The organism is Cupriavidus pampae (assembly GCF_914271485.1).
Lineage (GTDB): Bacteria > Pseudomonadota > Gammaproteobacteria > Burkholderiales > Burkholderiaceae > Cupriavidus > Cupriavidus pampae.
Window position 1 is genome coordinate 445,913 of the sequence record NZ_CAJZAG010000008.1, and the last position, 20,696, is coordinate 466,608.

The following is a 20,696-nucleotide window of genomic DNA, read 5'->3' on the forward strand; positions in this document are numbered from 1 at the left end:
TCCAGGGAGTCATAATGTTCAAAACGTATCGACGTATCGCTGTTCTGGCTGCTTTCGTTCCGACGCTGATGGTTGCGCAAGCGGCCCATGCGCAGGACGCCAGCGGTGCTGGCGCTGACAAGGACAAGACTGCAGCCATCAAGGAACTGCTGACCGTCATGCAAGCCGACCAGGCCGTCAAGGGTCAGGCCGAGAACTGGCAGGCCGGCGCCAAGCAGGAAGCGCCGCTCGTGCTGGAGCAGGTGCTGGTAGAGAACAAGACGCTCGACGACAAGAAGAAGCAGGCTGCCGTCGAGAAGCTGAAGAAGAACGGCGCGGTGCAACGCATGGTTGATGGCGCCGGTTCGCAGTTCTCGACCGACGCGTTCAAGCAGGACGCCCTGAAGGCGCACTACGACGCGTTCGGCAAGTACTACTCGACGCAGGAAATCAAGGATCTGACGACGTTCCTGAAGTCGCCGACCGGCCAGAAGTTCATGGCCAACCAAGGCAAGGCGACGCAGGAAATCTGGGGTTCGATGATGCAGAAGTACGGCCCGCAGGTCGGCAAGTCGATGCGCGACGCCGCCGAGAAGGAAATCACCGCCGCCTCGAAGTAATCGGCTTCGATAGCGGATCGGCATCGGACGCAGTCCAACTGCGTGCGTGTTTGAGGGATAATGGCTGCCTGGTTCCATCCGGCAGCCATTTTTCCTTTCTCCCTCCCATGAACGATCCACAGAATCCCGCCCTTGCCGGCAACGTGCAGCGAGCATTGGCCGAGCGCGTGTACAACTTTTCCCCGGGTCCCGCGGCGCTGCCCGCCGAGGTGCTGCAGCAGGCAGCCGAGGAAATGCTGTCATGGCAGGGCAAGGGCGTGTCGGTCATGGAAATGAGCCACCGCAGCAAGGAATTCGAAAGCATCCACAACGGAGCGCTGTCGGACTTCCGCGAGCTGCTGAACATCCCCGACAATTTCCGGGTGCTGTTTCTGCAGGGCGGGGCGATTGGCGAGAACGCCATCGTGCCACTGAACCTGATCGGTCGCGTCAACGCCGAACAGCCGAAGGTGGACCTCGTCATGACGGGCCTGTGGTCGGTCAAGACGGAACTGGAAGCGCGCCGTTACGGCGCGACGCATATCGCGGCGACCAGCGCGGATCGCAACTATCGCTACATTCCGGACGTGGCGAAGTGGGACCTGTCGGACGATGCGGCGTACCTGCATCTGTGCACGAACGAAACCATCGGCGGCGTGGAGTTTCACGAAATCCCCGATGTCGGCCAGACCGGTACGCACGACAAGGGCCGTATCGTGGTGGCCGATGCGTCGAGCCACATCCTGTCGCGCCCGATCGACTGGTCGCGCGTGCAGGTGGTCTACGGCGGCGCGCAGAAGAACATCGGCCCCGCCGGCGTGACCTTCGTGATCGTGCGCGAGGACCTGCTCGGTTTTGCGCATCGGCACTGCCCTTCCGCATTCGACTGGCGCATCGTTGCCGACAACAATTCGATGTACAACACGCCGCCCACTTACGCGATCTACATCGCGGGGCTTGTGTTCCAATGGCTCAAGCGTCAGGGCGGCGTGGCCGCGATCGAGCGGCAGAACATCGCCAAGGCGACCGCGCTGTACGACTACCTCGACCAGAGCGAGTTCTACCGTAACGATATCGATCCGGCCTGCCGCTCGCGCATGAACGTACCGTTCATCCTGCGCGACGAAGCGCGCAACGAAGCGTTTCTGACCCAGGCGCGCGCGAATGGCCTGGTGCAGCTCAAGGGCCACAAGTCCGTGGGTGGCATGCGCGCGAGCATCTATAACGCGATGCCGCTGGAAGGCGTGACCGCGCTGATCGAATTCATGCGCGAGTTCGAACGCACGTCCGCCTGAGCAAGACGTTCAGGCACGAAGGGCGACCGAATTCCGCCCGATTCATCCCACCGGCCATGCCTTGCGCATGGCCGTCCAGGTTTTCATCATGACAAGCGAAAACAAGCCAGACGCCAACGCACAACCGGGCGGGGCAGGACCGAGCGAGCAGGAACGCGCGCTGTCGGCTGACCTCGCGCCGCTGCGCGGCCAGATCGATGCCGTCGATCGCGAACTGCTTGCGTTGCTCAACCGCCGCGCGCAGCTCGCGCTCGACGTGGGCGAGGTCAAGAAGAAGTACGGCGCGCCGATCTTCCGCCCCGAGCGCGAGTTGCAGGTGGTGCGCAAGGTGCAGGGTGCCAACCCCGGCCCGCTGCTGGGCGAGAGCGTGGGATCGATCTGGCGCGAGATCATGTCCGCCTGCCGCGGCCTTGAAAAGCCGCTGGAGATTGCGTTCCTCGGCCCGGCCGGCACGTTCTCCGAGCAGGCGCTGTACGCGCATTTCGGCCACGAGGTGACCGGCGTGCCGTGCCCGAGCATCGACGAGGTGTTCCGCGCGGTGGAAGCCGGTACGGTCGAGTACGGCGTGGTGCCGGTGGAGAATTCCACCGAGGGCGCGGTGTCGCGCACGCTGGACCTGTTCCTGCAGACCTCGCTCAAGATCAGCGGCGAGATCGCGATCAAGGTGCATCACAACCTGATGGCCTCCACGCCCGATCTGCAGGGCGTGAAGGTGGTTCGCGCGCACCCGCAGGCGCTGGCGCAGTGCCAGCACTGGCTCACCGCGAACTATCCGCACCTCGAGCGCCAGCCGGTGTCGAGCAATGCCGAGGCCGCGCGCATGGCCAGCGAGGATCCGACCGTGGCGGCGATTGCGTCGGAGGCGGCGGCCAATCGCTACCACCTGCATGTGGTGCGCAAGCATATTCAGGACGATCCCAACAACCGCACGCGCTTCGCGGTGATCGGCCGCTACGAGACCGAGCCTTCCGGCAGCGATCAGACATCGCTGATTCTGTCCGTGCCCAACAAGGCCGGCGCGGTATATCAGTTGCTGGCACCGCTCGCGCAGAACGGCGTGTCGATGTGCCGCTTCGAGTCGCGCCCCGCGCGCAGCGGCGCATGGGAGTACTACTTCTACGTCGACGTGGAAGGACACCAGCACGACCCCGATGTGGTGCGCGCGCTCGACGAACTGCGCCGCAATGCCGCGTACCTGAAGGTGCTTGGCTCCTATCCGTCGAGTCGCTAGGAGGCGCAGCATGTCAGTCTTCAACTCTAGCCGTGGCGGACCGAACTCGTGAGCGCACTGCATTTTCCCCGTATTGTCATCGTCGGCGTCGGCCTGATCGGCGGCTCGCTGGCGCTCTCGCTCAGGCGTGCGGGCGTGGTCGGTACCGTGGTCGGCGTTGGCCGTTCCGTGGCTTCGCTCGAGCGGGCGAAGGCACTGGGCGTGATCGACGAGATCGCGACGTCGATCGAAGCGGCCGCGCGCGATGCGAGCCTGATCGTGCTGTGCGCGCCGGTGGCGCAGAACTTCGCGCTGCTGCACGCGCTCGAGCCGCATCTGCAGCCCGGCACTATCGTGACCGATGCGGGCAGCACCAAGTCCGACGTGATCATCGCGGCCAAGACCGCGCTCGGTGACAAGGTCGCGCAGTTTGTGCCCGCGCACCCGATCGCGGGGCGCGAGCTCAGCGGCGTGGAAGCCGCGCTCAACGACCTGTATCTGGATAAGAAGGTCATGCTGTGTCCGCTGCAGGAGAACAGCCGCGCCGACGTGGCTGCGGTGCGTGCGATGTGGGAAGCCACGGGCGCGCACTGTCACGTGATCTCCGCCGTGCAGCACGATGCCGTATTCGCCGCGGTCAGCCATCTGCCGCACGTACTCGCGTTCGCGATGGTGGCGCAGGTGGCCAACGCCGAGGATGCGGCGATGAAGCTCGATTTCGCCGGTGGCGGGTTTCGCGACTTCACGCGCATCGCGGGATCGTCGCCCGAGATGTGGCGCGATATCTGCATCGCCAACAAGGACGCGCTGCTGCGCGAGCTCGATACTTACGAGGCCGTGCTCGGTCATCTGCGCAAGCAGATCCGCGACGGCGATGGCGCGGCGCTCGAGCGTGTGTTCGCGCGCGCCAGCGATGCGCGTCTCAAGTGGGGCGCCCTGCGGGCGTCCGCTCATAACGTCGAACCCTGAGGTTCGTTTATTCAGGCTTGCACACCATGGAACACCTCACGCTTGGTCCCCTGACCCGTGCCGCCGGCACGGTGCGCCTGCCGGGCTCGAAAAGCATCTCCAATCGCGTGCTGCTGCTGGCCGCGCTGGCGACGGGCGAGACGCGCGTACGCGATCTGCTGGACTCCGACGACACGCGCGTCATGCTCGATGCGCTGCGCGTACTGGGCGTGACGTGGCGCCGCGAGGGCGGCGACTGCATCGTGACCGGCGTCGGTGGCGCTTTCCCGAACAAGTCGGCCGACCTGTTCATGGGTAACGCGGGTACCGCCATCCGTCCGCTGACCGCGGCGCTCGCGCTGCAGGGCGGTCATTACAAGCTGAGCGGCGTGCCGCGCATGCACGAGCGGCCGATCGGCGATCTGGTTGATGGGCTGCGCCAGATCGGCGCGGTGGTCGACTACCTCGGCACCGAAGGCTTCCCGCCGCTGGCGATTGGTCCCGCAGCCTTGCGCATCGATGCCCCCATCCGTGTGCGCGGCGATGTCTCGAGCCAGTTCCTGACCGCGCTGCTGATGACGCTGCCGATGGCCTCGGCACCGGGCGGCCACATCGAGATCGAGGTGATTGGCGAACTGATCTCGAAGCCGTATATCGAGATCACGCTGAACCTGCTCGCGCGCTTCGGCATCCATGTCGAGCGGCACGGCTGGGAGCGTTTTGTGCTGCCGGCCAGCGCGCAGTACCGTTCGCCGGGCGAGATCTATGTGGAGGGCGACGCCTCGACCGCGTCGTACTTCCTCGCCGCCGGTGCGATCGGTGGCGGTCCGTTGCGTGTGGAGGGTGTGGGCATTTCGAGCATCCAGGGCGACGTGCGCTTTGCCGACGCGCTGAACCGCATGGGCGCCAATGTGATGGCCGGCGACAACTGGATCGAGGTGCGTGGCACCGAGCGTGACGACGGTCGCCTCAATGGCATCGAGCTCGACTGCAACCACATTCCCGACGCCGCCATGACGCTCGCGGTGGCCGCGCTGTTCGCCGAGGGCACCACCACGCTGACCAATATCGCCAGTTGGCGCGTCAAGGAGACCGACCGCATCGCCGCCATGGCCACCGAGCTGCGCAAGCTCGGCGCCGAAGTGGAGGAGGGCGCCGATTACCTGCGCGTGACGCCGCCGGCCTCCGCCGCGGCATGGCGCACGCCGGCCGACGGCATCGACACCTACGACGACCATCGCGTGGCGATGTGCTTCTCGCTGGCCGCGTTCGGCCCGCTGCCGGTACGGATCAACGATCCGGGCTGCGTGGCGAAAACGTTCCCCGAGTATTTCTCCGTCTTTGCCGACGTGGCACGGTAGGCATACATTGATTGAGTCGGGGCGCATGAAAGGAGCGCCTCGCTCAAGGTGCTAATAACTAATGACTATTATCGACGTCATCACAATAGATGGCCCAACCGCTTCCGGCAAAGGCACGGTAGCGCATAAGGTAGCCGACGCCGTCGGCTTCCACCTGCTCGACAGCGGCGCGCTCTACCGCCTGGTGGCGCTCGCGAGCGACCGCGCCGGCGTGGCGCAGGACGATATCGGCGCGCTGGCGAAGATGGCCACCCGCCTCGATGTGAAGTTCGGCCCGGACCGGGTCTGGCTGTCCGGCGAGGAAGTGAGCCATGCGATCCGCGCCGAGGCGATCGGCAACCGCGCCTCCGCGATTGCCGTCTATCAGCCCGTGCGCGACGCGCTGACCCAGTTGCAGCGCGACTTTCGCAAACTTCCGGGCCTCGTGGCCGACGGTCGGGACATGGGCACGGTGATCTTTCCGGACGCCCGCCTCAAGGTGTTCCTGACGGCAAGTGTCGAGGCGCGCGCCCGGAGGCGCTATAAACAATTGATTGATAAGGGAATTTCTGCTAATATCGAAGACCTTTTGCGTGACCTCGAGGCGCGCGACGCGCGGGATCGTTCCCGTGCCGCCGCGCCACTGCGTCCCGCGGAGGATGCGCGATTGCTCGATACCTCCGATATGACGGTGGAGCAGTCAGTCGCGCAGGTACTGGAATGGTTCGACGCCGCAAGCCGTGCTGTAACGGTTTGACAGGTTGAAAAGCTTTAGCCGGTACTGCTGGTGTCCTTGCTGGGAAGTGTTTCCCTGCAAGGATGTTGATTCACCTGACCCCGCTGCATTTGGCAGACTGTGCGCGATTCACGCGCCGGCCGGTGTACTGCGGATTGAAACCCTACGTTTATGTCCGACCTGCAATCCAACGAATCTTTTGCCGCACTGTTCGAGGAATCGATCGCCCGCTCCAACATGAAGGCGGGCGAAGTGATCTCCGCCGAAGTCGTGCGCATCGACCACAACTTCGTGGTCGTGAACGCCGGCCTCAAGTCCGAGGCGTTTGTGCCGGTGGAGGAGTTCCTGAACGACCAGGGCGAACTCGAAGTGCAGGCCGGCGACTATGTCTCCGTGGCCATCGATGCGCTCGAGAACGGCTATGGCGACACCATTCTGTCCCGCGACAAGGCCAAGCGCCTGGCATCGTGGCTCAACCTCGAGAAGGCGCTGGAAGACGGCGAAATCATCTCGGGTACCGTGACCGGCAAGGTCAAGGGCGGCCTGACCGTGATGGTCAATGGCATCCGTGCATTCCTGCCGGGCTCGCTCGTCGACGTGCGTCCGATCAAGGACACCACGCCGTACGAAGGCAAGACCCTCGAATTCAAGGTTATCAAGCTCGACCGCAAGCGTAACAACGTCGTGCTGTCGCGCCGCGCCGTGGTGGAAGCCACGCTGGGCGAAGAGCGTCAGAAGCTGATGGAAACGCTGAAGGAAGGCGCGATCGTCAACGGTATCGTCAAGAACATCACCGACTACGGCGCGTTCGTGGACCTCGGTGGTATCGACGGCCTGCTGCACATCACCGACCTGGCCTGGCGCCGTGTCCGCCACCCGAGCGAAGTGCTGTCGGTTGGTCAGGAAATCACCGCCAAGATCCTCAAGTTCGACCAAGAGAAGAACCGCGTTTCGCTGGGCGTGAAGCAGCTGGGCGAAGATCCGTGGGTGGGCATCTCGCGTCGTTACCCGCAAGGCACGCGTCTGTTCGGCAAGGTGACCAACCTGACCGACTACGGCGCATTCGTCGAAATCGAAGCGGGTATCGAGGGTCTGGTGCACGTTTCGGAAATGGACTGGACCAACAAGAACGTGGCCCCGTCCAAGGTTGTCCAACTGGGCGACGAAGTCGAAGTCATGGTTCTGGATATCGACGAAGACAAGCGTCGTATCAGCCTGGGCATGAAGCAGTGCAAGGCCAACCCGTGGGACGATTTCAGCCGCAACCACAAGAAGGGCGACAAGCTGGCCGGCCAGATCAAGTCGATCACCGACTTCGGCGTGTTCATCGGTCTGCCTGGCGGCATCGACGGCCTGGTGCACCTGTCGGACCTGTCGTGGCAGGAAACCGGCGAAGAAGCCGTGCGCAAGTACAAGAAGGGCGACGAAGTGGAAGCCGTGGTTCTGGGCATCGACGTCGACAAGGAACGTATCTCGCTGGGCATCAAGCAACTGTCGGGCGATCCGTTCAACAACTTCATCTCGGCCAACGACAAGGGCTCGCTCGTGCAAGGCACGATCAAGACCGTGGACCCGAAGGGCGCCGTGGTGCAGCTGGCTGACGACGTGGAAGGTTACCTGCGCGCTTCGGAAATCTCCGCAGACCGCGTGGAAGACGCCCGCAACGTGCTGAAGGAAGGCGAGCAGATCACCGCTCTGGTTGTGAACGTGGACCGCAAGGCCCGCAACATCAACCTGTCGATCAAGGCCAAGGACAACGTCGAGCAGCAAGAAGCGATGCAAAAGTTCCAGGCTGACACCGGCACGGCTGGCACGACCAACCTCGGCGCACTGCTGAAGGCCAAGCTCGGCCAGGACAACCAGTAATCGCAGGTCCGAACCCCGCGCGGAACCGCCATGACCAAGTCCGAGCTCGTCGAAAAACTGGCTGCCCGCTTTCCGCAGTTATTGCTGCGGGATGCGGACATCTCGGTGAAAACGATTCTCGACGCGATGTCCGAGGCGTTGGCCGATGGCCATCGTATCGAGATTCGCGGATTCGGCAGCTTTGGTCTGAATCGGCGGCCGCCGCGCGTGGGCCGCAACCCCAAGTCCGGCGAACGGGTGCTGGTGCCTGAAAAACGGGTGCCGCACTTCAAGGCGGGCAAGGAGTTACGGGAGCGTGTGGATCGTCCGGTGCCGCCACAGGGTGGCATCGTGAACGGCAAGTCGTTGGGGTCGGTTGGTGGTTCTACCCCCGCGGCAAATGGTGTGACGAACACTGCCGGGTCTTCTTCGGGTCTGCCCTCGGGCTCGCACGACGAGGACAACCAGCTGAACCTGGCGCGGTCCTGACACGCGTCTGCATGCCAGTTGTCTATGAAAAGCGCTCCTTCGGGAGCGTTTTTTCATTGGTGCCGCACTTTCTGGTTCCCCGCCGGTTACCGTTAGCGAGAAGTGATTCCGCTACAATGCCGGGGTTCGCTAACTGCACTGCCAACCGCAAGCTGCCACTGCATGAGACTAGTCGCCTGGATCATTCGTATCGTCCTGTTCGCCCTCCTGTTCGTGCTGGCGCTGCGCAATACCGACGACGCCACGCTTCAGTTGTTCTTTGGCGCGGTATGGCATGCGCCGTTGATCCTGATCCTGCTGGCTGCGTTCGCCCTCGGCATCGTCGCGGGGCTCGCGGCGATCGCGCCGGGGCTCATGCGCCAGCGCATGGAGGTGGCGAGACTGCGCCGCGCGCTGAACGACGCGCGCGCGAAGGCGTCGGCCGGCCCGTCCGGCCCCGGTGGCAATCCGCCCCCGGAGGCGCAGGTACCCCCTTACAACGTTATTGGCCCGAGCGGCCCGAGAGTCTGACCGATGATGTTTGAAACCTGGTGGCTGCTGGCGCTGCCACTTGTCTTCGGCCTGGGATGGATGGCCGCGCGCTTCGACCTGCGTCAGCTGCTGAGCGAGCAGGGCGCGTTGCCGCGCTCCTATTTCAAGGGCCTCAATTTCCTGCTCAACGAGCAGCCGGATCAGGCGATCGACGCGTTTATCGAAGTGGCGCGTCTCGATCCGGAAACCACCGAGCTCCATTTCGCGCTGGGCGCGCTGTTTCGCCGCCGCGGCGAGACCGAGCGCGCGATCCGTGTGCACCAGAATCTGGCCACCCGTCCCGATCTGCCGGAGCCGGAGCGTGAGCACGCACTCTTTGAATTGGGGCAGGACTTCCTGCGCGCCGGTCTGCTCGATCGCGCCGAGGAATCGCTGCGCCGGCTGATGTCGGGCCCATATGCGGCATCGGCCAAGCGTGTGCTGCTGGAATTGTACGAAGTCGAGAAGGAATGGCAGAAGGCCATCGACGCCGCGCGTGAATTGCAGACGCTGGAGCAGAAGGACTATCGCGTGCAGATCGCGCAGTTCTGCTGCGAGCTCGCGCAGGACGCCCTGCAGCGCAAGCGTCCCGAAGATGCGGTGGAATGGTTGAAGAAGGCGACGCAGGAGAATCCCGCGAACGTGCGCGCGCCGATCCTGCTGGGCGATGTGTCGATGGCGGCCGGCGATGCGCGCGGGGCGCTGTCGCACTGGCTCGGCATCGAGCAGCTGGATGCCTCGTATCTGCCGCTGGTGGCCGATCGCGTGGTCAAGGCGTATGCCGCGCTCGACGAACAGGGCCAGGCGCTCGCGTGGCTGCACGAACTGCTGCAGGGCAACCTCGCCGCCGAACTGCTCGATACCGCGTATCGCACCGAGCTCGAGGTGAACGGTCCGGTGGCCGCCGCCACGCTGATGCGCGAGCAGTTGCGCCGTCAGCCGACGTTGCTGGCCCTGACCAAGTATTTCGAGGCACAGGCCGCGCAGAGCGAGGGTGATGCGGGTGAGGCGACCGACGCCGCGCCCGAAGCTCAGGAAACCGCCGCGATCCGCGATCTGCTGCAGGCGCGCACGCGCAATCTCGCACGCTATACCTGCCGTGAATGCGGTTTCCGCGCGCGGCTGTTTTACTGGCAGTGCCCAGGCTGCAATCGCTGGGAAACTTATGCACCACGTCGTACCGAAGCGCTCGGTTGAACGTTACATGCACAACACGACTAGCCTTCTGGAGTCTCTACGATGAAAGTCACAATTATTGGTAGCGGTTACGTCGGTCTGGTGACCGGTGCCTGCCTCGCCGAACTCGGCAACTCGGTGTTCTGCCTCGACGTGGATGAGCGCAAGATCGCGCTGCTCAACAACGGTGGTGTGCCGATCTACGAGCCGGGTCTCAAGGAACTGATCGAGCGCAACCGCGCGGCGGGACGCCTGACGTTCTCGACCGACGTGGCCGCCAGCGTCGAACACGCCGACGTGCAGTTCATCGCCGTGGGCACGCCGCCCGACGAGGACGGCTCGGCCGACCTGCAATACGTGCTGGCCGCGGCGCGCAATATCGGCCGTTACATGACCGGCTTCAAGGTCGTGGTGGACAAGTCGACCGTGCCGGTGGGCACCGGCGATCGCGTCGCCGCCGTGATTCGCGAGGAGTTGGCCGCGCGTGGCCTCGAGGACCTGCAGTACTCGGTGGTGTCGAACCCCGAGTTCCTGAAGGAAGGCGCGGCCGTCGAGGACTTTATGCGGCCGGACCGCATCGTGCTCGGCTGCGACGCCGATGCCGCGGGCCGTCATGCGCAGGCGATCATGCGCCAGCTCTATTCGCCGTTCAACCGCAACCACGAGCGCACGTTCTATATGGACGTGCGGTCGGCCGAGTTCACGAAGTATGCGGCCAACTCGATGCTGGCCACGCGTATCTCGTTTATGAACGAGCTGGCCAACCTCGCGGACGAAGTTGGCGCCGACATCGAACTCGTGCGGCTCGGCATCGGTTCCGATCCGCGCATCGGCTACAGCTTCCTGTATGCGGGCGCCGGTTATGGCGGCTCGTGCTTCCCGAAGGACGTGCAGGCGCTGATGCGTACCGCGTCCTCATACGGCAAGCCGATGCGCGTGCTGGAAGCCGTGGAAGCCGTCAACGACAGCCAGAAGCGCGTGCTGGGCGAGAAGGTGGTGGCGCGGTTTGGCGAGGATCTGAGCGGACGCACGTTCGCGATGTGGGGGCTCGCCTTCAAGCCCAATACCGACGACATGCGCGAAGCGCCGTCGCGCGTGCTGGCGCGGGAGCTGGTGTCGCGCGGCGCGGGGTTGCGCGTGCACGATCCGGTCTCGATGGAAGAGGCACGGCGCGTGCTGGAAGACGATCTGGCCGATATCCCAGGCGGCATGGCGCGCGTACACTTCTGCCAGCAGCAGATGGATGCGCTCGACGGTGCCGACGCACTGGTGATCGTGACCGAATGGAAGGTGTTCCGCAGCCCGGATTTCGCGCAGATCCGGAGCCAGCTCAAGGAGCCGGTCATTTTCGACGGCCGCAATCTTTATGAACCCGATGCCATGGTCCAGGCCGGCATCGAATACCACGCGATCGGGCGTCCGACCCACCAGGCGCGCTGATACGCGAACATCGCATGAGCAGAAGCCAAATCCCGCAGGAACAGATTCAGCAGGCCCAGGTTCTGGTGGTCGGCGACATGATGCTGGACCGTTACTGGTTCGGAAGTGTCGACCGCATCTCGCCCGAGGCGCCGGTGCCGGTGGTGCAGATCAAGCGCAGCGAGGAGCGCCTGGGCGGTGCCGCCAATGTGGCGCGCAACGCGGCCGCTCTCGGCGCGAAGGTGGGCATGCTGGGCGTGATCGGTGACGACGAGCCCGGTCATACGCTCGAGACGCTGCTCGCGGAGAGCCACGTGCAGCCGTATCTCCATCGCGATCCGACGCTGAACACCACGATCAAGCTGCGCGTGGTGGCGCATCAGCAGCAGCTGCTGCGCGTTGATTTCGAGAACGCTCCGGCGACCGAGGTGCTGGCTTCGGTACAGGACCGCTTCCAGGCGCTGGTGAACGACTATCAGGTGCTGGTGCTGTCCGACTACGGCAAGGGCGGCCTCACGCATGTGGGCCGTATGGTCGAGGCTGGCCGGGCGGCCGGGCGCGCGGTGCTGATTGACCCCAAGGGCGACGACTATTCGCGTTATCGCGGCGCCACGCTGATCACGCCGAACCGTGCCGAGATGCGTGCGGTGGTGGGCGCATGGAAGACCGAGGCCGATCTGACCATCCGCGCGCAGAACCTGCGGCGCTCGCTGCAGCTGGAAGCGTTGCTGCTGACGCGTTCGGAGGAGGGCATGACGCTCTACACCGAAGCCGAAGTGCTGCACGTGTCGGCGCAGGCGCGCGAAGTCTATGATGTATCGGGTGCGGGCGATACCGTGATTGCCACGCTGGCCACGATGATCGGCGCGGGCGTGACGCTCAAGGAAGCCGTACAGCATGCCAACCGCGCGGGCGGCATTGTCGTCGGCAAGCTCGGTACCGCGGTTGTCACCTATCCAGAATTGTTTGGCGCGGGCGCGGCCTGAGCCACCAGACCAGTATTCATCATGACCATCATCGTCACCGGTGCCGCCGGCCTGATCGGCAGCAACCTCGTCAAGGGTCTCAACGACCGCGGCGAACATGACATCATCGCCGTGGACAACCTCACGCGCGCGGAGAAGTTCAACAACCTCGTGGACTGCGAGATTGCCGATTACGTGGACAAGCAGGAGTTTCTCGCGCGCTTTGCGCGGGGCGACTTCGGCAAGGTCCGCGCGGTGTTCCATGAGGGCGCGTGCTCCGACACCATGGAGACCGATGGCCGCTACATGATGGAGAACAACTACCGCTACACGCTGGCGCTGATGGAGAGCTGCCTGGAGCAGGCCACGCAGTTCCTGTACGCGTCGTCGGCGGCCACGTACGGTGCCTCGACCACGTTCCGCGAGGATCGCGAGTTCGAGCGGCCGCTGAACGTGTACGGGTATTCGAAGTTCCTGTTCGATCAGGTAGTGCGCCGGCGACTGTCGTCCGCGCGCGCGTCGTCGCTGTCGCAGATTGTGGGCTTCCGCTACTTCAACGTGTACGGTCCGCGCGAGGCGCACAAGGGCCGCATGGCGTCGGTGGCGTTCCACAACTTCAACCAGTTCCGCTCTGAAGGCATCGTGAAGCTGTTCGGCGAGTACGGTGGCTATGGCCCTGGCATGCATAGCCGCGACTTCGTTTCGGTCGAAGATGTGGTGAAGGTCAACCTGTTCTTCCTCGACCATCCGGAGAAGTCGGGCATCTTCAATCTCGGTACGGGCCGGGCACAGCCGTTCAACGACATCGCGCAGACGGTCGTCAATACGCTGCGCGAAGCTGACGACAGGCCGCCTCTGTCGCTCGAGGACATGGTGCAGGAAGGTCTGGTCGAGTACATCAAGTTCCCCGACGCGCTGCGCGGCAAGTACCAATGCTTCACGCAGTCCGACGTGTCGCGCCTGCGCGCGGCCGGCTACGACGCACCGTTCCTGACCGTGCAGGAAGGCGTGGCCCGCTATTGCAAGTGGCTGGTCGAGCGCGCGGCCTGATCGCACTCTCCGGCAATCGCCATCGTCATCGCCATCGATATCGCTATCGTTAGAAGGTTGCCGGTGAATTGACCCACAGCACGCGCGCGATGCCCGTGCCCACGTTGCGATACCCATGCGCGACGTGGCTCGGGAAGTGGAACGCGTCGCCCGCCCCAATCTCGTAAGTCTCGTCGCCGAGCATCAGCTCGAGCGTGCCCTCCAGCACGTAGCCGACTTCTTCTCCCGCATGCACGATCTGCCCGTCGCTCGCCTCGCCGGGCGACACGATATGGATATTGGCCTGCAACAGGCCACCGCGCTGCGGCAGCACGAGCCGCTCCAGCGCGATACCGCCGGCGCGAATCACGTGCCGCTCGCCGGCACGGCGGATCGGGCTGTCGAGCGGTGCCTCCTCGCTGGTGAGCGCGGCGATATTGGTGTCGAGTGCGACCGCGAGCCGATGCAGCATCGCGAGCGACGGCGTGGCGAGCCCGCGCTCGAGTTTCGATAGCAGGCTTTCCGAGCAGTCGGCCTTGCGCGCGATCTGCAGCAACGTAAGGCCGGCCACGAGGCGCGCGTGCTTCAGACGCAGTCCCAGCGTTGTGGTGGGGCCCGGCGTGGTTGCCGCAGCCTGGGCGGGTGGCCGTCGCTTGGCCAAGCCCGTGGCCGCACGTACGTCCTTCACCTGCGCGTCCCGCGCCGGAGCTTTCCTCGTCACGGCCTTCTTTGCTGCTGCCTTCTTCGAGGCCGGTTTGCCTGCCGGCGCAGCGGATGACTTAGCCATTGGCGAGTGCCGTGACGGTATAGGCGAGGGCCTGCGCGCCGAGCAGCAACGCGGGCGCGTCGGTGTACTCGGCCGCGTTGTGGCTGATACCGCCACGACTCGGCACGAAGATCATCGCGGTTGGGCAATGGCCGGCCAGATACATCGCATCGTGGAACGCGCCCGAGGTCAGCCGCACCGGTTGGTCGTGACCCACCTGCCGCAACGCACGTGTGCAGCCGGTTTCGACCAGTGCCCGCATGTCCGCGGGGAAATGCGTGGGCGCCTGGCGGAACAGGCTCTCCACCGTGATGTCATTGCGCGTGGCGCGCAGGCCGCGCACGTCGGCGATGGCCGTCTGCAACGCCAGCTCGAAGCGATCGAGCACCGCCTCGTCCACGCAGCGCGCATCGATCGTGAACGTGACGCTGCCCGGAATCGTATTGACGGAATTGGGTGCCACCAGCCAGCGCCCGAGCGTAAGCCGCAGTTGCGTCGCGGCCTCGGCCGCTGCATACGCATAGAGCCGCTGCGCAAGCGCCACCGCGCTGGCCATCGCATCGGCGCGTTCGTCCATCGGTGTGGTGCCCGCATGCGCCATCTGGCCCATGCAGGTCACGCGGAACCAGCGCACGCTTTGAATACCGGTGACCACGCCGAGCGGCACGTTGGCGCGCTCGAGCACCGGGCCTTGCTCGATATGGAGTTCGACGCAGGATGCCATCGCACGCGCCATCGGCAACTGCGGAACGTCGGGGACCGCGGCGAGCGCGGCATCGAGCGCGTCGCCGAAGCGTACGCCGTCGCCGTCGGTGGCAGTGCGGAATGCCGTGAGGCGCGCGGGCTCGACAAACGCGCTCGATCCCATGCAACCGGGGCCGAAGCGGCTGCCTTCCTCGTTGGTCCACGCCACCACCTCGATGGCCCGTCGCGTGCGGAGCCCTGCGTCGTTGAGCGCGGCGATGACTTCGAGCCCTGCCATCACGCCATAGGCACCATCGAGCTTGCCGCCCACAGGTTGCGTATCGGCGTGGCTGCCAGTGAGCACTGGCGGCAGCGTGTCGTCGAGACCGGCGCGGCGGAAGAACAGGTTGGCGCAGGCGTCGATACCCACCTCGCAGCCGAGCGCGCGGGCGTGCTCGATCAGATGACGGCGCGCTTCGAGGTCGATGGCGGTGAGCGTCTGACGCGAGACACCACCGTCATCACGCGCACCGAACGCGGCGAGGTCGGCGATGGCACGTTGCAGGCGCGTGTCATCGACATGGTCCTGTGCGCGTGCGGCAGATTCGGTGGCGTCGGTTTCGGTGAAGCTTAGGGAATTCAAAGCCAATACTCCGGAAATACACACGTTGTGCGATCGATCATTGTTCGTGCGCGATCGCGCGCTCCAGGGCATAAGCGGCCGACAGCGCGGCAACGTCGCCATACATCGGGCCGATCACGGTCACGCCCACCGGCATGCCAGCCGGGCCGACGCCGGTAGGCACATGCACGCACGGCAGGCCGAGCAGCGTCCACATGCGGTTGAAGAGCGGGTCGCCAGTGGCCTCGAGCCCGGCAGGTGCTTCGCCGGCGGCGCTCGGTGCGACGATCACGTCAACGTTGGCGAAGGTGTCGGCGAGCACGCGGCGCACGTCGGCGGCCAGCCTGCGCGCGGCCACATGACGCGCACCGTCGAGCGCGTTGCCGCTCGCCAGCAACGTTGCAAAGCCCTGGCTGAAGCCATCCGCATGAGTGCGCGCCTCGGGCGCAAACGCGGCGGCGGCCTCGTACGCCATGATATCGATCTGCGCCTGCGTGAGCTCGGCCGTGATCGCCGGCAGTGTCAGGTCGCTGACGGCGGCGCCGGCCTGTGCGAACGCACGGGTCGCGGCATCGAAAGCACCACGGCCACCGGCATCGACGCGATCCCAGTGCGGCGTGCGGAACAGTCCCACGCGCAGAGCCTGCGTGGTCGGCGTGAGTGACAAACGCGCAAGGGCGCTGATAAAAAACGCGGCATCGTCCACACCGCGCGCGAGCACGCCCACGGTATCGAGGCTGGGTGCGAGCGGCTTGATGCCCGCGAGCGGCAGCGTGCCGTGCGTGGGTTTGTAGCCGACCACACCGCAGAACGCGGCGGGGCGAATGATCGAACCCGCCGTCTGCGTGCCGAACGCAAACGGCACCATGCCGGCCGCCACCGCCGCGGCGGAGCCGCTCGACGAGCCACCGGGTGTGTGGGGAGTGTCGCCAGGCGCACGCGGATTGCGCGTGGGTCCGGGTTGATACGTGGCGAACTCGGTGGTCACGGTCTTGCCGAGCACCACCGCGCCGGCATCGCGCGTGGCCGCCACGACCGCTGCATCGGACTGGGGCCGATGGCCGGCGTAGATCGGCGAGCCGTACGCGGTGGGCAGGTCCGCCGTGTCCATCAGGTCCTTCACGCCGATGGGCAGGCCGTGCAGCGCGCCGGTCGCGGGACCGGCATCGAGCTGCCGCGCGGTGACGAGCGCGCGGTCGGCATCGACCACGGTCCACGCATGCACTTCGGGTTCCAGCGCGGCGATGCGGTCGAGGCAGGCGCGCACGAGGTCCTCGGCGCGCAGTTCGCGCCGCGCCAGCCGCATGGCAAGCGTGCGCGCGGGCAATGTCAGCAGGTCATTCATGGCGATCGATCCTTGGCTCTCTATTGGTATCTATCCGACTCGACTACCCAAAATAGGCGGCGCGCACTTCGTCGTTGCGAGACAGCGCCTCGCACGTGTCGTGCGCCACCACGCGGCCTTGCGACAACACATAACCATAGTGGGAGATCGCGAGTGTCTGACGCGCATTCTGCTCGACCAGCAGCACCGTGATGCCAAGCTGATTGATGCGCTCGATCACCTTGAAGTTCTCCTTCACGTACAGCGGCGAGAGGCCGAGCGAAGGCTCGTCGATCACCAGCAGACGGGGCTGCGCCATCAGGCCGCGACCGATCGATACCATCGCCTGCTCGCCGCCGGACATGGTACCCGCGAGCTGCTTCGCACGCTCGCGCAGGCGCGGAAAGATCTCGTACACCTGTTCCAGCCGCTCGCGCACGCGCGGTGCATCCTTCTCCAGGAACGCGCCGAGCGCGAGATTCTCGGCCACCGACATGCGCGGAAACACCTTGCGGCCTTCGGGAATGCACGAGATGCCGCGCGCGATGATGTCGTGCGTGCGGCGTCCGGCCAGATCCTGCCCGTCCCACATCACCTGTCCCGCGCGCGGCGGGGTCAGGCCGAGGATCGCGCGGATCAGCGTGCTCTTGCCGGCGCCGTTGGCGCCGAGGATGCACGTGATCTTGCCCTCGGGCACGTCGATCGACACGTCGTGCAGCACATTGACCTTGTCATAACCCGTGGTCAGGCCACGGACGTTGAGCGTACTCATGCGGCATCCTCTCCGAGGTAGGCGGTCTGCACGGCCGGGTCGGCGGTGATCTGCGCATAGGTGCCCTCGGCGATCTTGCGGCCGTAGTTGAGCACCACGCAGCGATCGGTAATGCGCTCGATCACGTTCATCTCGTGCTCGATCAGCACCACCGTCAGATTGCCGAGTTGCGCGCGCACGTCGAGGATGTCGCGCATCAACGCATGCGTCTCGTCGTGCGTCATGCCGGCCGACGGTTCGTCGAGCAGCAGCAGGCGCGGCTGGCTGATCAGCGCGCGGCACACCTCGATGCGGCGACGATCGATCATGCTGAACGTGTCCACCGGTTCGAACAGACGATCCGCCAGCGGCGGGCTGAAGATCCGCAGCAGCGCCAGCACCTTTTCCACGTACTGGTCGTACTGTGCGCGAAACGCCTTGCGGCGCAGCAGGTTGAACACGAGCCCGTGGTCCATGCGCTGGTAGTCGCCGATGACGATGTTGTCGAACACCGTCAGTGGTAACGACAGCCGCGAGCGCTGGAACGTGCGCGCCACCCCCGCGCGATAGACCTCCTGCGGCGTCTTGCCGATGAGGTTGGTGCCGGCGTACGTGATGGTGCCGCTGGTGGCTTTGTAGAGGCCGGTCAGCACATTGAAGAACGTGGTCTTGCCGGAGCCGTTGGGGCCGAGCAGACCCAGCACTTCGCCAGCGCGAATGGTCATGTTCAGGCCATCGAGCGCGGTCAATCCACCGAAGCGCATGGTGAGGTCGCGGACTTCTGCGAGGGCCTCAGTCATTGTGACTCTCCCTGCGGCGCGCGCGCACCAAAAAACAAACGAGTCCGGCGCGGCAGCAGGCCATCGGGCCGGAACAGCAGAATCGCGATCACGAGCGCCGCGTAGAACAGGAAGCGATACTCCTGGATGAACTGCAGCTTCTCGGGCAATACCAGCACGATGATCGCGGCGGGAATCAGCCCCACCGCATTGCCAAGCCCGCCGAGAATCACGATCGACAGCATCAGCAGCGAATCGGCGAACGTGAAGTTGTTCGGCGCGACAAAGCCGGTGACCATGCCGTACACGCTGCCCGCAATACCGGCGAAGAAGTTGCCGAGCATAAAGGCCACCACCTTCCAGCGCGCGATATGCAGGCCGAAGGTCGCGGCCGCGGTCTCGTCGGTGCGCACCACATCCATGGCCAGGCCGACCCACGACCGCTCGAGCGACTTCACCAGCGCGAACACGCCCGCGCAGATGCCGAGGCTCAGCAGCGCGTAGCTGACGTAGAACGAGGCCTCGACGCCGAACACCGAGAAGCCGTCGTTCCACGCATAACCGAACGTGCTCATGCCGGGCACCTGCATCCCCTGCGGGCCTCCGAGCACATCGTTGACCTCGATGAATGTGCGGAACAGGATGCCGAACGCGATGGTGACGAGCGCCGCGTAGTGTCCGCGCGTGCGTAGCACGGGTGTGATCAGCAGCGATCCCACCAGCGCCGACAGCAGGCCCGAGATCACGATGATCAGCCATTGCGGCAGGCCCGTATGCGTGGCCAGCACCGCGGTGGCATAGCTACCGATGCCGAAGAACGCGGCACCCGCAAAGTTGGCGACGCCCGAGAAGCCGAACTGCAGCGTCAGGCCCAGGCACGCGGTGGTGTAGAGCAGCACCGTGCAGAGCATCAGCAGCGCGAAGTGCGTATCGAAAAACGCGACGATCAGCGCCAGCGTGCCACCGAGTGCCCACAGCGCGGCCACGCCGGGACGCTGCGCGCTGGCCTGTTCGATCGCGGCAATCGCGCCGACGCGGCGTCCCGCGAGCGTGGCCGCTGCCGCGAGCACCAGCAGGACGCCGACCGCGAGCTGCGACTCCGCATGGAGGAACAGCCACAGATAGAGCGTGAGCACGGGGCCGGCGATGGCCAGCACGGTCTTGGAGGAAAGCGAGGATATCCGCATGATGTCAGACCCGTTCACTGGATTTCTCGGCGATCAGGCCGGTGGGCTTCCACGCCATCAGCAGGATGACCGCGGCAAACGCGAACACATCCTTGTAGGCGCTCGGAATGTCGGGCACCAGCGCGGGCAGCAGCGCGCTGCCGACCACCTGCAGCGCCGCGAACAGAAAGCCGCCGATGATCGCGCCGTAGATATTGCCAAGGCCGCCGAGGATGGCCGCGGCAAAGCCGATCACGCCGAGCAGCAGCCCGACGTTGAAGTTGATCTCGTTGTAATAGAGGCCGTTCATCACGCCGGCGAGTGCGGCCATCGCCGAGCCCAGCGCGAAGGTCAGCAGTACCACGGCCTCGAAGTTGATGCCCATCAGCGTGGCGGTTTCGCCGTCCTGCGCCACCGCGCGAATCGCCATGCCGAAGCGCGTGCGGGTGATCAGCAGATGCACGCCGGTGATGATCGCGATACCGGTGCCGAGCAGGATCACGTTGTCCGCGCGCAGCGCAAAGCCACCGAGGTCGAGCGCGGCGGTAGGCAGCAGCGGTGGAAACGGCTTGGGGTTCGAACCATCGGGGTAGAACAGCCGCACGCATTCGCGCAGTACCGTGCCGAGCATCAGCGTGGCGAGCAGCGTATTGAGCGGCGGCGCCTTGCGCAGCGGCAGGATCAGGAAGCGCGCGATCACCGCGCCGAGCAGGCCGGTCACGCAGACCGCGCATACGACCACGGCCAGCAGTTGCAGCCACGGCGCATCGATATGCAGCATCGTCAGGCCGACCGAGGCCGCGAGGCCCGCGAACGCGCCAACCATCAGCGTGTCGCCGTGCGAGAACTTGATGACATCGAGCACGCCGAAGAACAGCGTGAAGCCAACGGCGACCATGGCGTAGATCATGCCAAGCATCAGGCCGTTGAACACGTATTGGGCAATCAGGCTCATCGGAAATCCGGTCACGGAGGGGAAAGGCGTGGCGGCGCGCCAGGGGGCCGGCACCACGACAGACAGGCCCCGCATCAGTCGGCGCGTTCAGGCCCGCCCGCGGCTTAAT

At 65.2% G+C, this 20,696-nt stretch carries 20 protein-coding genes; 13 read left to right on the top strand and 7 right to left on the bottom strand.

Going from position 1 to position 20,696, the window contains the following annotated elements:
• Window positions 1-14 precede the first annotated feature (14 nt).
• The 13 genes from LDO41_RS22070 to rfaD all read left to right on the top strand — a co-directional run bounded on the left by LDO41_RS22070 (window position 15) and on the right by rfaD (window position 13,561).
• Window positions 15-599, top strand: a complete 585-nt coding sequence (locus LDO41_RS22070; protein ID WP_223992040.1) for a DUF2059 domain-containing protein — start codon at window positions 15-17, stop codon at window positions 597-599.
• Between the two features lie 107 nt (window positions 600-706).
• Window positions 707-1,873: a 3-phosphoserine/phosphohydroxythreonine transaminase gene (serC, locus tag LDO41_RS22075; RefSeq protein ID WP_223992041.1), complete on the top strand. Its 1,167-nt coding sequence runs from the start codon at window positions 707-709 to the stop codon at window positions 1,871-1,873.
• A gap of 88 nt (window positions 1,874-1,961) precedes the next feature.
• Window positions 1,962-3,104: a prephenate dehydratase gene (pheA, locus tag LDO41_RS22080; RefSeq protein ID WP_223992042.1), complete on the top strand. Its 1,143-nt coding sequence runs from the start codon at window positions 1,962-1,964 to the stop codon at window positions 3,102-3,104.
• A 48-nt stretch (window positions 3,105-3,152) separates the two neighbouring features.
• The gene (locus LDO41_RS22085) at window positions 3,153-4,052 is read left to right on the top strand and encodes a prephenate dehydrogenase (RefSeq protein ID WP_223992043.1); all 900 of its coding nucleotides are present in this window, start codon (window positions 3,153-3,155) and stop codon (window positions 4,050-4,052) included.
• A gap of 26 nt (window positions 4,053-4,078) precedes the next feature.
• The gene (gene aroA / locus LDO41_RS22090) at window positions 4,079-5,392 is read left to right on the top strand and encodes a 3-phosphoshikimate 1-carboxyvinyltransferase (protein ID WP_223992044.1); all 1,314 of its coding nucleotides are present in this window, start codon (window positions 4,079-4,081) and stop codon (window positions 5,390-5,392) included.
• Window positions 5,393-5,453: 61 nt separating this feature from the next.
• On the top strand, window positions 5,454-6,128 hold the full coding sequence (gene cmk / locus LDO41_RS22095; protein ID WP_223992046.1) for a (d)CMP kinase: 675 nt from the start codon (window positions 5,454-5,456) through the stop codon (window positions 6,126-6,128).
• A gap of 150 nt (window positions 6,129-6,278) precedes the next feature.
• Entirely contained in the window at window positions 6,279-7,973 is a 1,695-nt protein-coding gene (gene rpsA, locus LDO41_RS22100; protein ID WP_223992048.1) for a 30S ribosomal protein S1, read from the top strand.
• A 30-nt stretch (window positions 7,974-8,003) separates the two neighbouring features.
• Window positions 8,004-8,441 carry an integration host factor subunit beta gene (locus LDO41_RS22105; protein ID WP_223992050.1) on the top strand — a complete coding sequence of 146 codons (438 nt, stop codon included), beginning with the start codon at window positions 8,004-8,006 and terminating at the stop codon, window positions 8,439-8,441.
• Window positions 8,442-8,603: 162 nt separating this feature from the next.
• Window positions 8,604-8,951: a LapA family protein gene (locus LDO41_RS22110; RefSeq protein ID WP_223992052.1), complete on the top strand. Its 348-nt coding sequence runs from the start codon at window positions 8,604-8,606 to the stop codon at window positions 8,949-8,951.
• A 3-nt stretch (window positions 8,952-8,954) separates the two neighbouring features.
• A complete protein-coding gene (gene lapB, locus LDO41_RS22115) occupies window positions 8,955-10,148 on the top strand; it encodes a lipopolysaccharide assembly protein LapB (protein ID WP_223992054.1) in 1,194 nt (397 codons plus the stop codon).
• A gap of 42 nt (window positions 10,149-10,190) precedes the next feature.
• The gene (locus LDO41_RS22120; RefSeq protein WP_223992056.1) at window positions 10,191-11,567 is read left to right on the top strand and encodes a UDP-glucose dehydrogenase family protein; all 1,377 of its coding nucleotides are present in this window, start codon (window positions 10,191-10,193) and stop codon (window positions 11,565-11,567) included.
• 14 nt (window positions 11,568-11,581) lie between these two features.
• Window positions 11,582-12,532, top strand: coding sequence for a D-glycero-beta-D-manno-heptose-7-phosphate kinase (gene rfaE1 / locus LDO41_RS22125; RefSeq protein WP_223992059.1), 951 nt, complete (start codon window positions 11,582-11,584; stop codon window positions 12,530-12,532).
• Window positions 12,533-12,553: 21 nt separating this feature from the next.
• Window positions 12,554-13,561 carry an ADP-glyceromanno-heptose 6-epimerase gene (gene rfaD, locus LDO41_RS22130; protein ID WP_223992060.1) on the top strand — a complete coding sequence of 336 codons (1,008 nt, stop codon included), beginning with the start codon at window positions 12,554-12,556 and terminating at the stop codon, window positions 13,559-13,561.
• Window positions 13,562-13,610: 49 nt separating this feature from the next.
• Here the strand turns inward: rfaD and LDO41_RS22135 are convergent, their stop codons facing one another.
• The 7 genes from LDO41_RS22135 to LDO41_RS22165 all read right to left on the bottom strand — a co-directional run bounded on the left by LDO41_RS22135 (window position 13,611) and on the right by LDO41_RS22165 (window position 20,587).
• Window positions 13,611-14,201: a helix-turn-helix domain-containing protein gene (locus LDO41_RS22135; protein WP_223992106.1), complete on the bottom strand. Its 591-nt coding sequence runs from the start codon at window positions 14,199-14,201 to the stop codon at window positions 13,611-13,613.
• A gap of 118 nt (window positions 14,202-14,319) precedes the next feature.
• Window positions 14,320-15,633 (bottom strand): M20 family metallo-hydrolase, encoded by a 1,314-nt coding sequence (locus tag LDO41_RS22140; RefSeq protein ID WP_223992061.1) that lies wholly within the window; start codon window positions 15,631-15,633, stop codon window positions 14,320-14,322.
• Window positions 15,634-15,670: 37 nt separating this feature from the next.
• Entirely contained in the window at window positions 15,671-16,957 is a 1,287-nt protein-coding gene (locus tag LDO41_RS22145) for an amidase (protein WP_223992063.1), read from the bottom strand.
• A 43-nt stretch (window positions 16,958-17,000) separates the two neighbouring features.
• Window positions 17,001-17,708 carry an ABC transporter ATP-binding protein gene (locus tag LDO41_RS22150; protein ID WP_223992065.1) on the bottom strand — a complete coding sequence of 236 codons (708 nt, stop codon included), beginning with the start codon at window positions 17,706-17,708 and terminating at the stop codon, window positions 17,001-17,003.
• On the bottom strand, window positions 17,705-18,487 hold the full coding sequence (locus tag LDO41_RS22155) for an ABC transporter ATP-binding protein (protein WP_223992067.1): 783 nt from the start codon (window positions 18,485-18,487) through the stop codon (window positions 17,705-17,707). The genes LDO41_RS22150 and LDO41_RS22155 overlap by 4 nt, the downstream gene beginning before the upstream one ends.
• A complete protein-coding gene (locus tag LDO41_RS22160; protein WP_223992069.1) occupies window positions 18,484-19,653 on the bottom strand; it encodes a branched-chain amino acid ABC transporter permease in 1,170 nt (389 codons plus the stop codon). The genes LDO41_RS22155 and LDO41_RS22160 overlap by 4 nt, the downstream gene beginning before the upstream one ends.
• Before the next feature lie 4 nt (window positions 19,654-19,657).
• Window positions 19,658-20,587 carry a branched-chain amino acid ABC transporter permease gene (locus LDO41_RS22165; RefSeq protein ID WP_223992070.1) on the bottom strand — a complete coding sequence of 310 codons (930 nt, stop codon included), beginning with the start codon at window positions 20,585-20,587 and terminating at the stop codon, window positions 19,658-19,660.
• Between the last annotated feature and the right edge of the window lie 109 nt (window positions 20,588-20,696).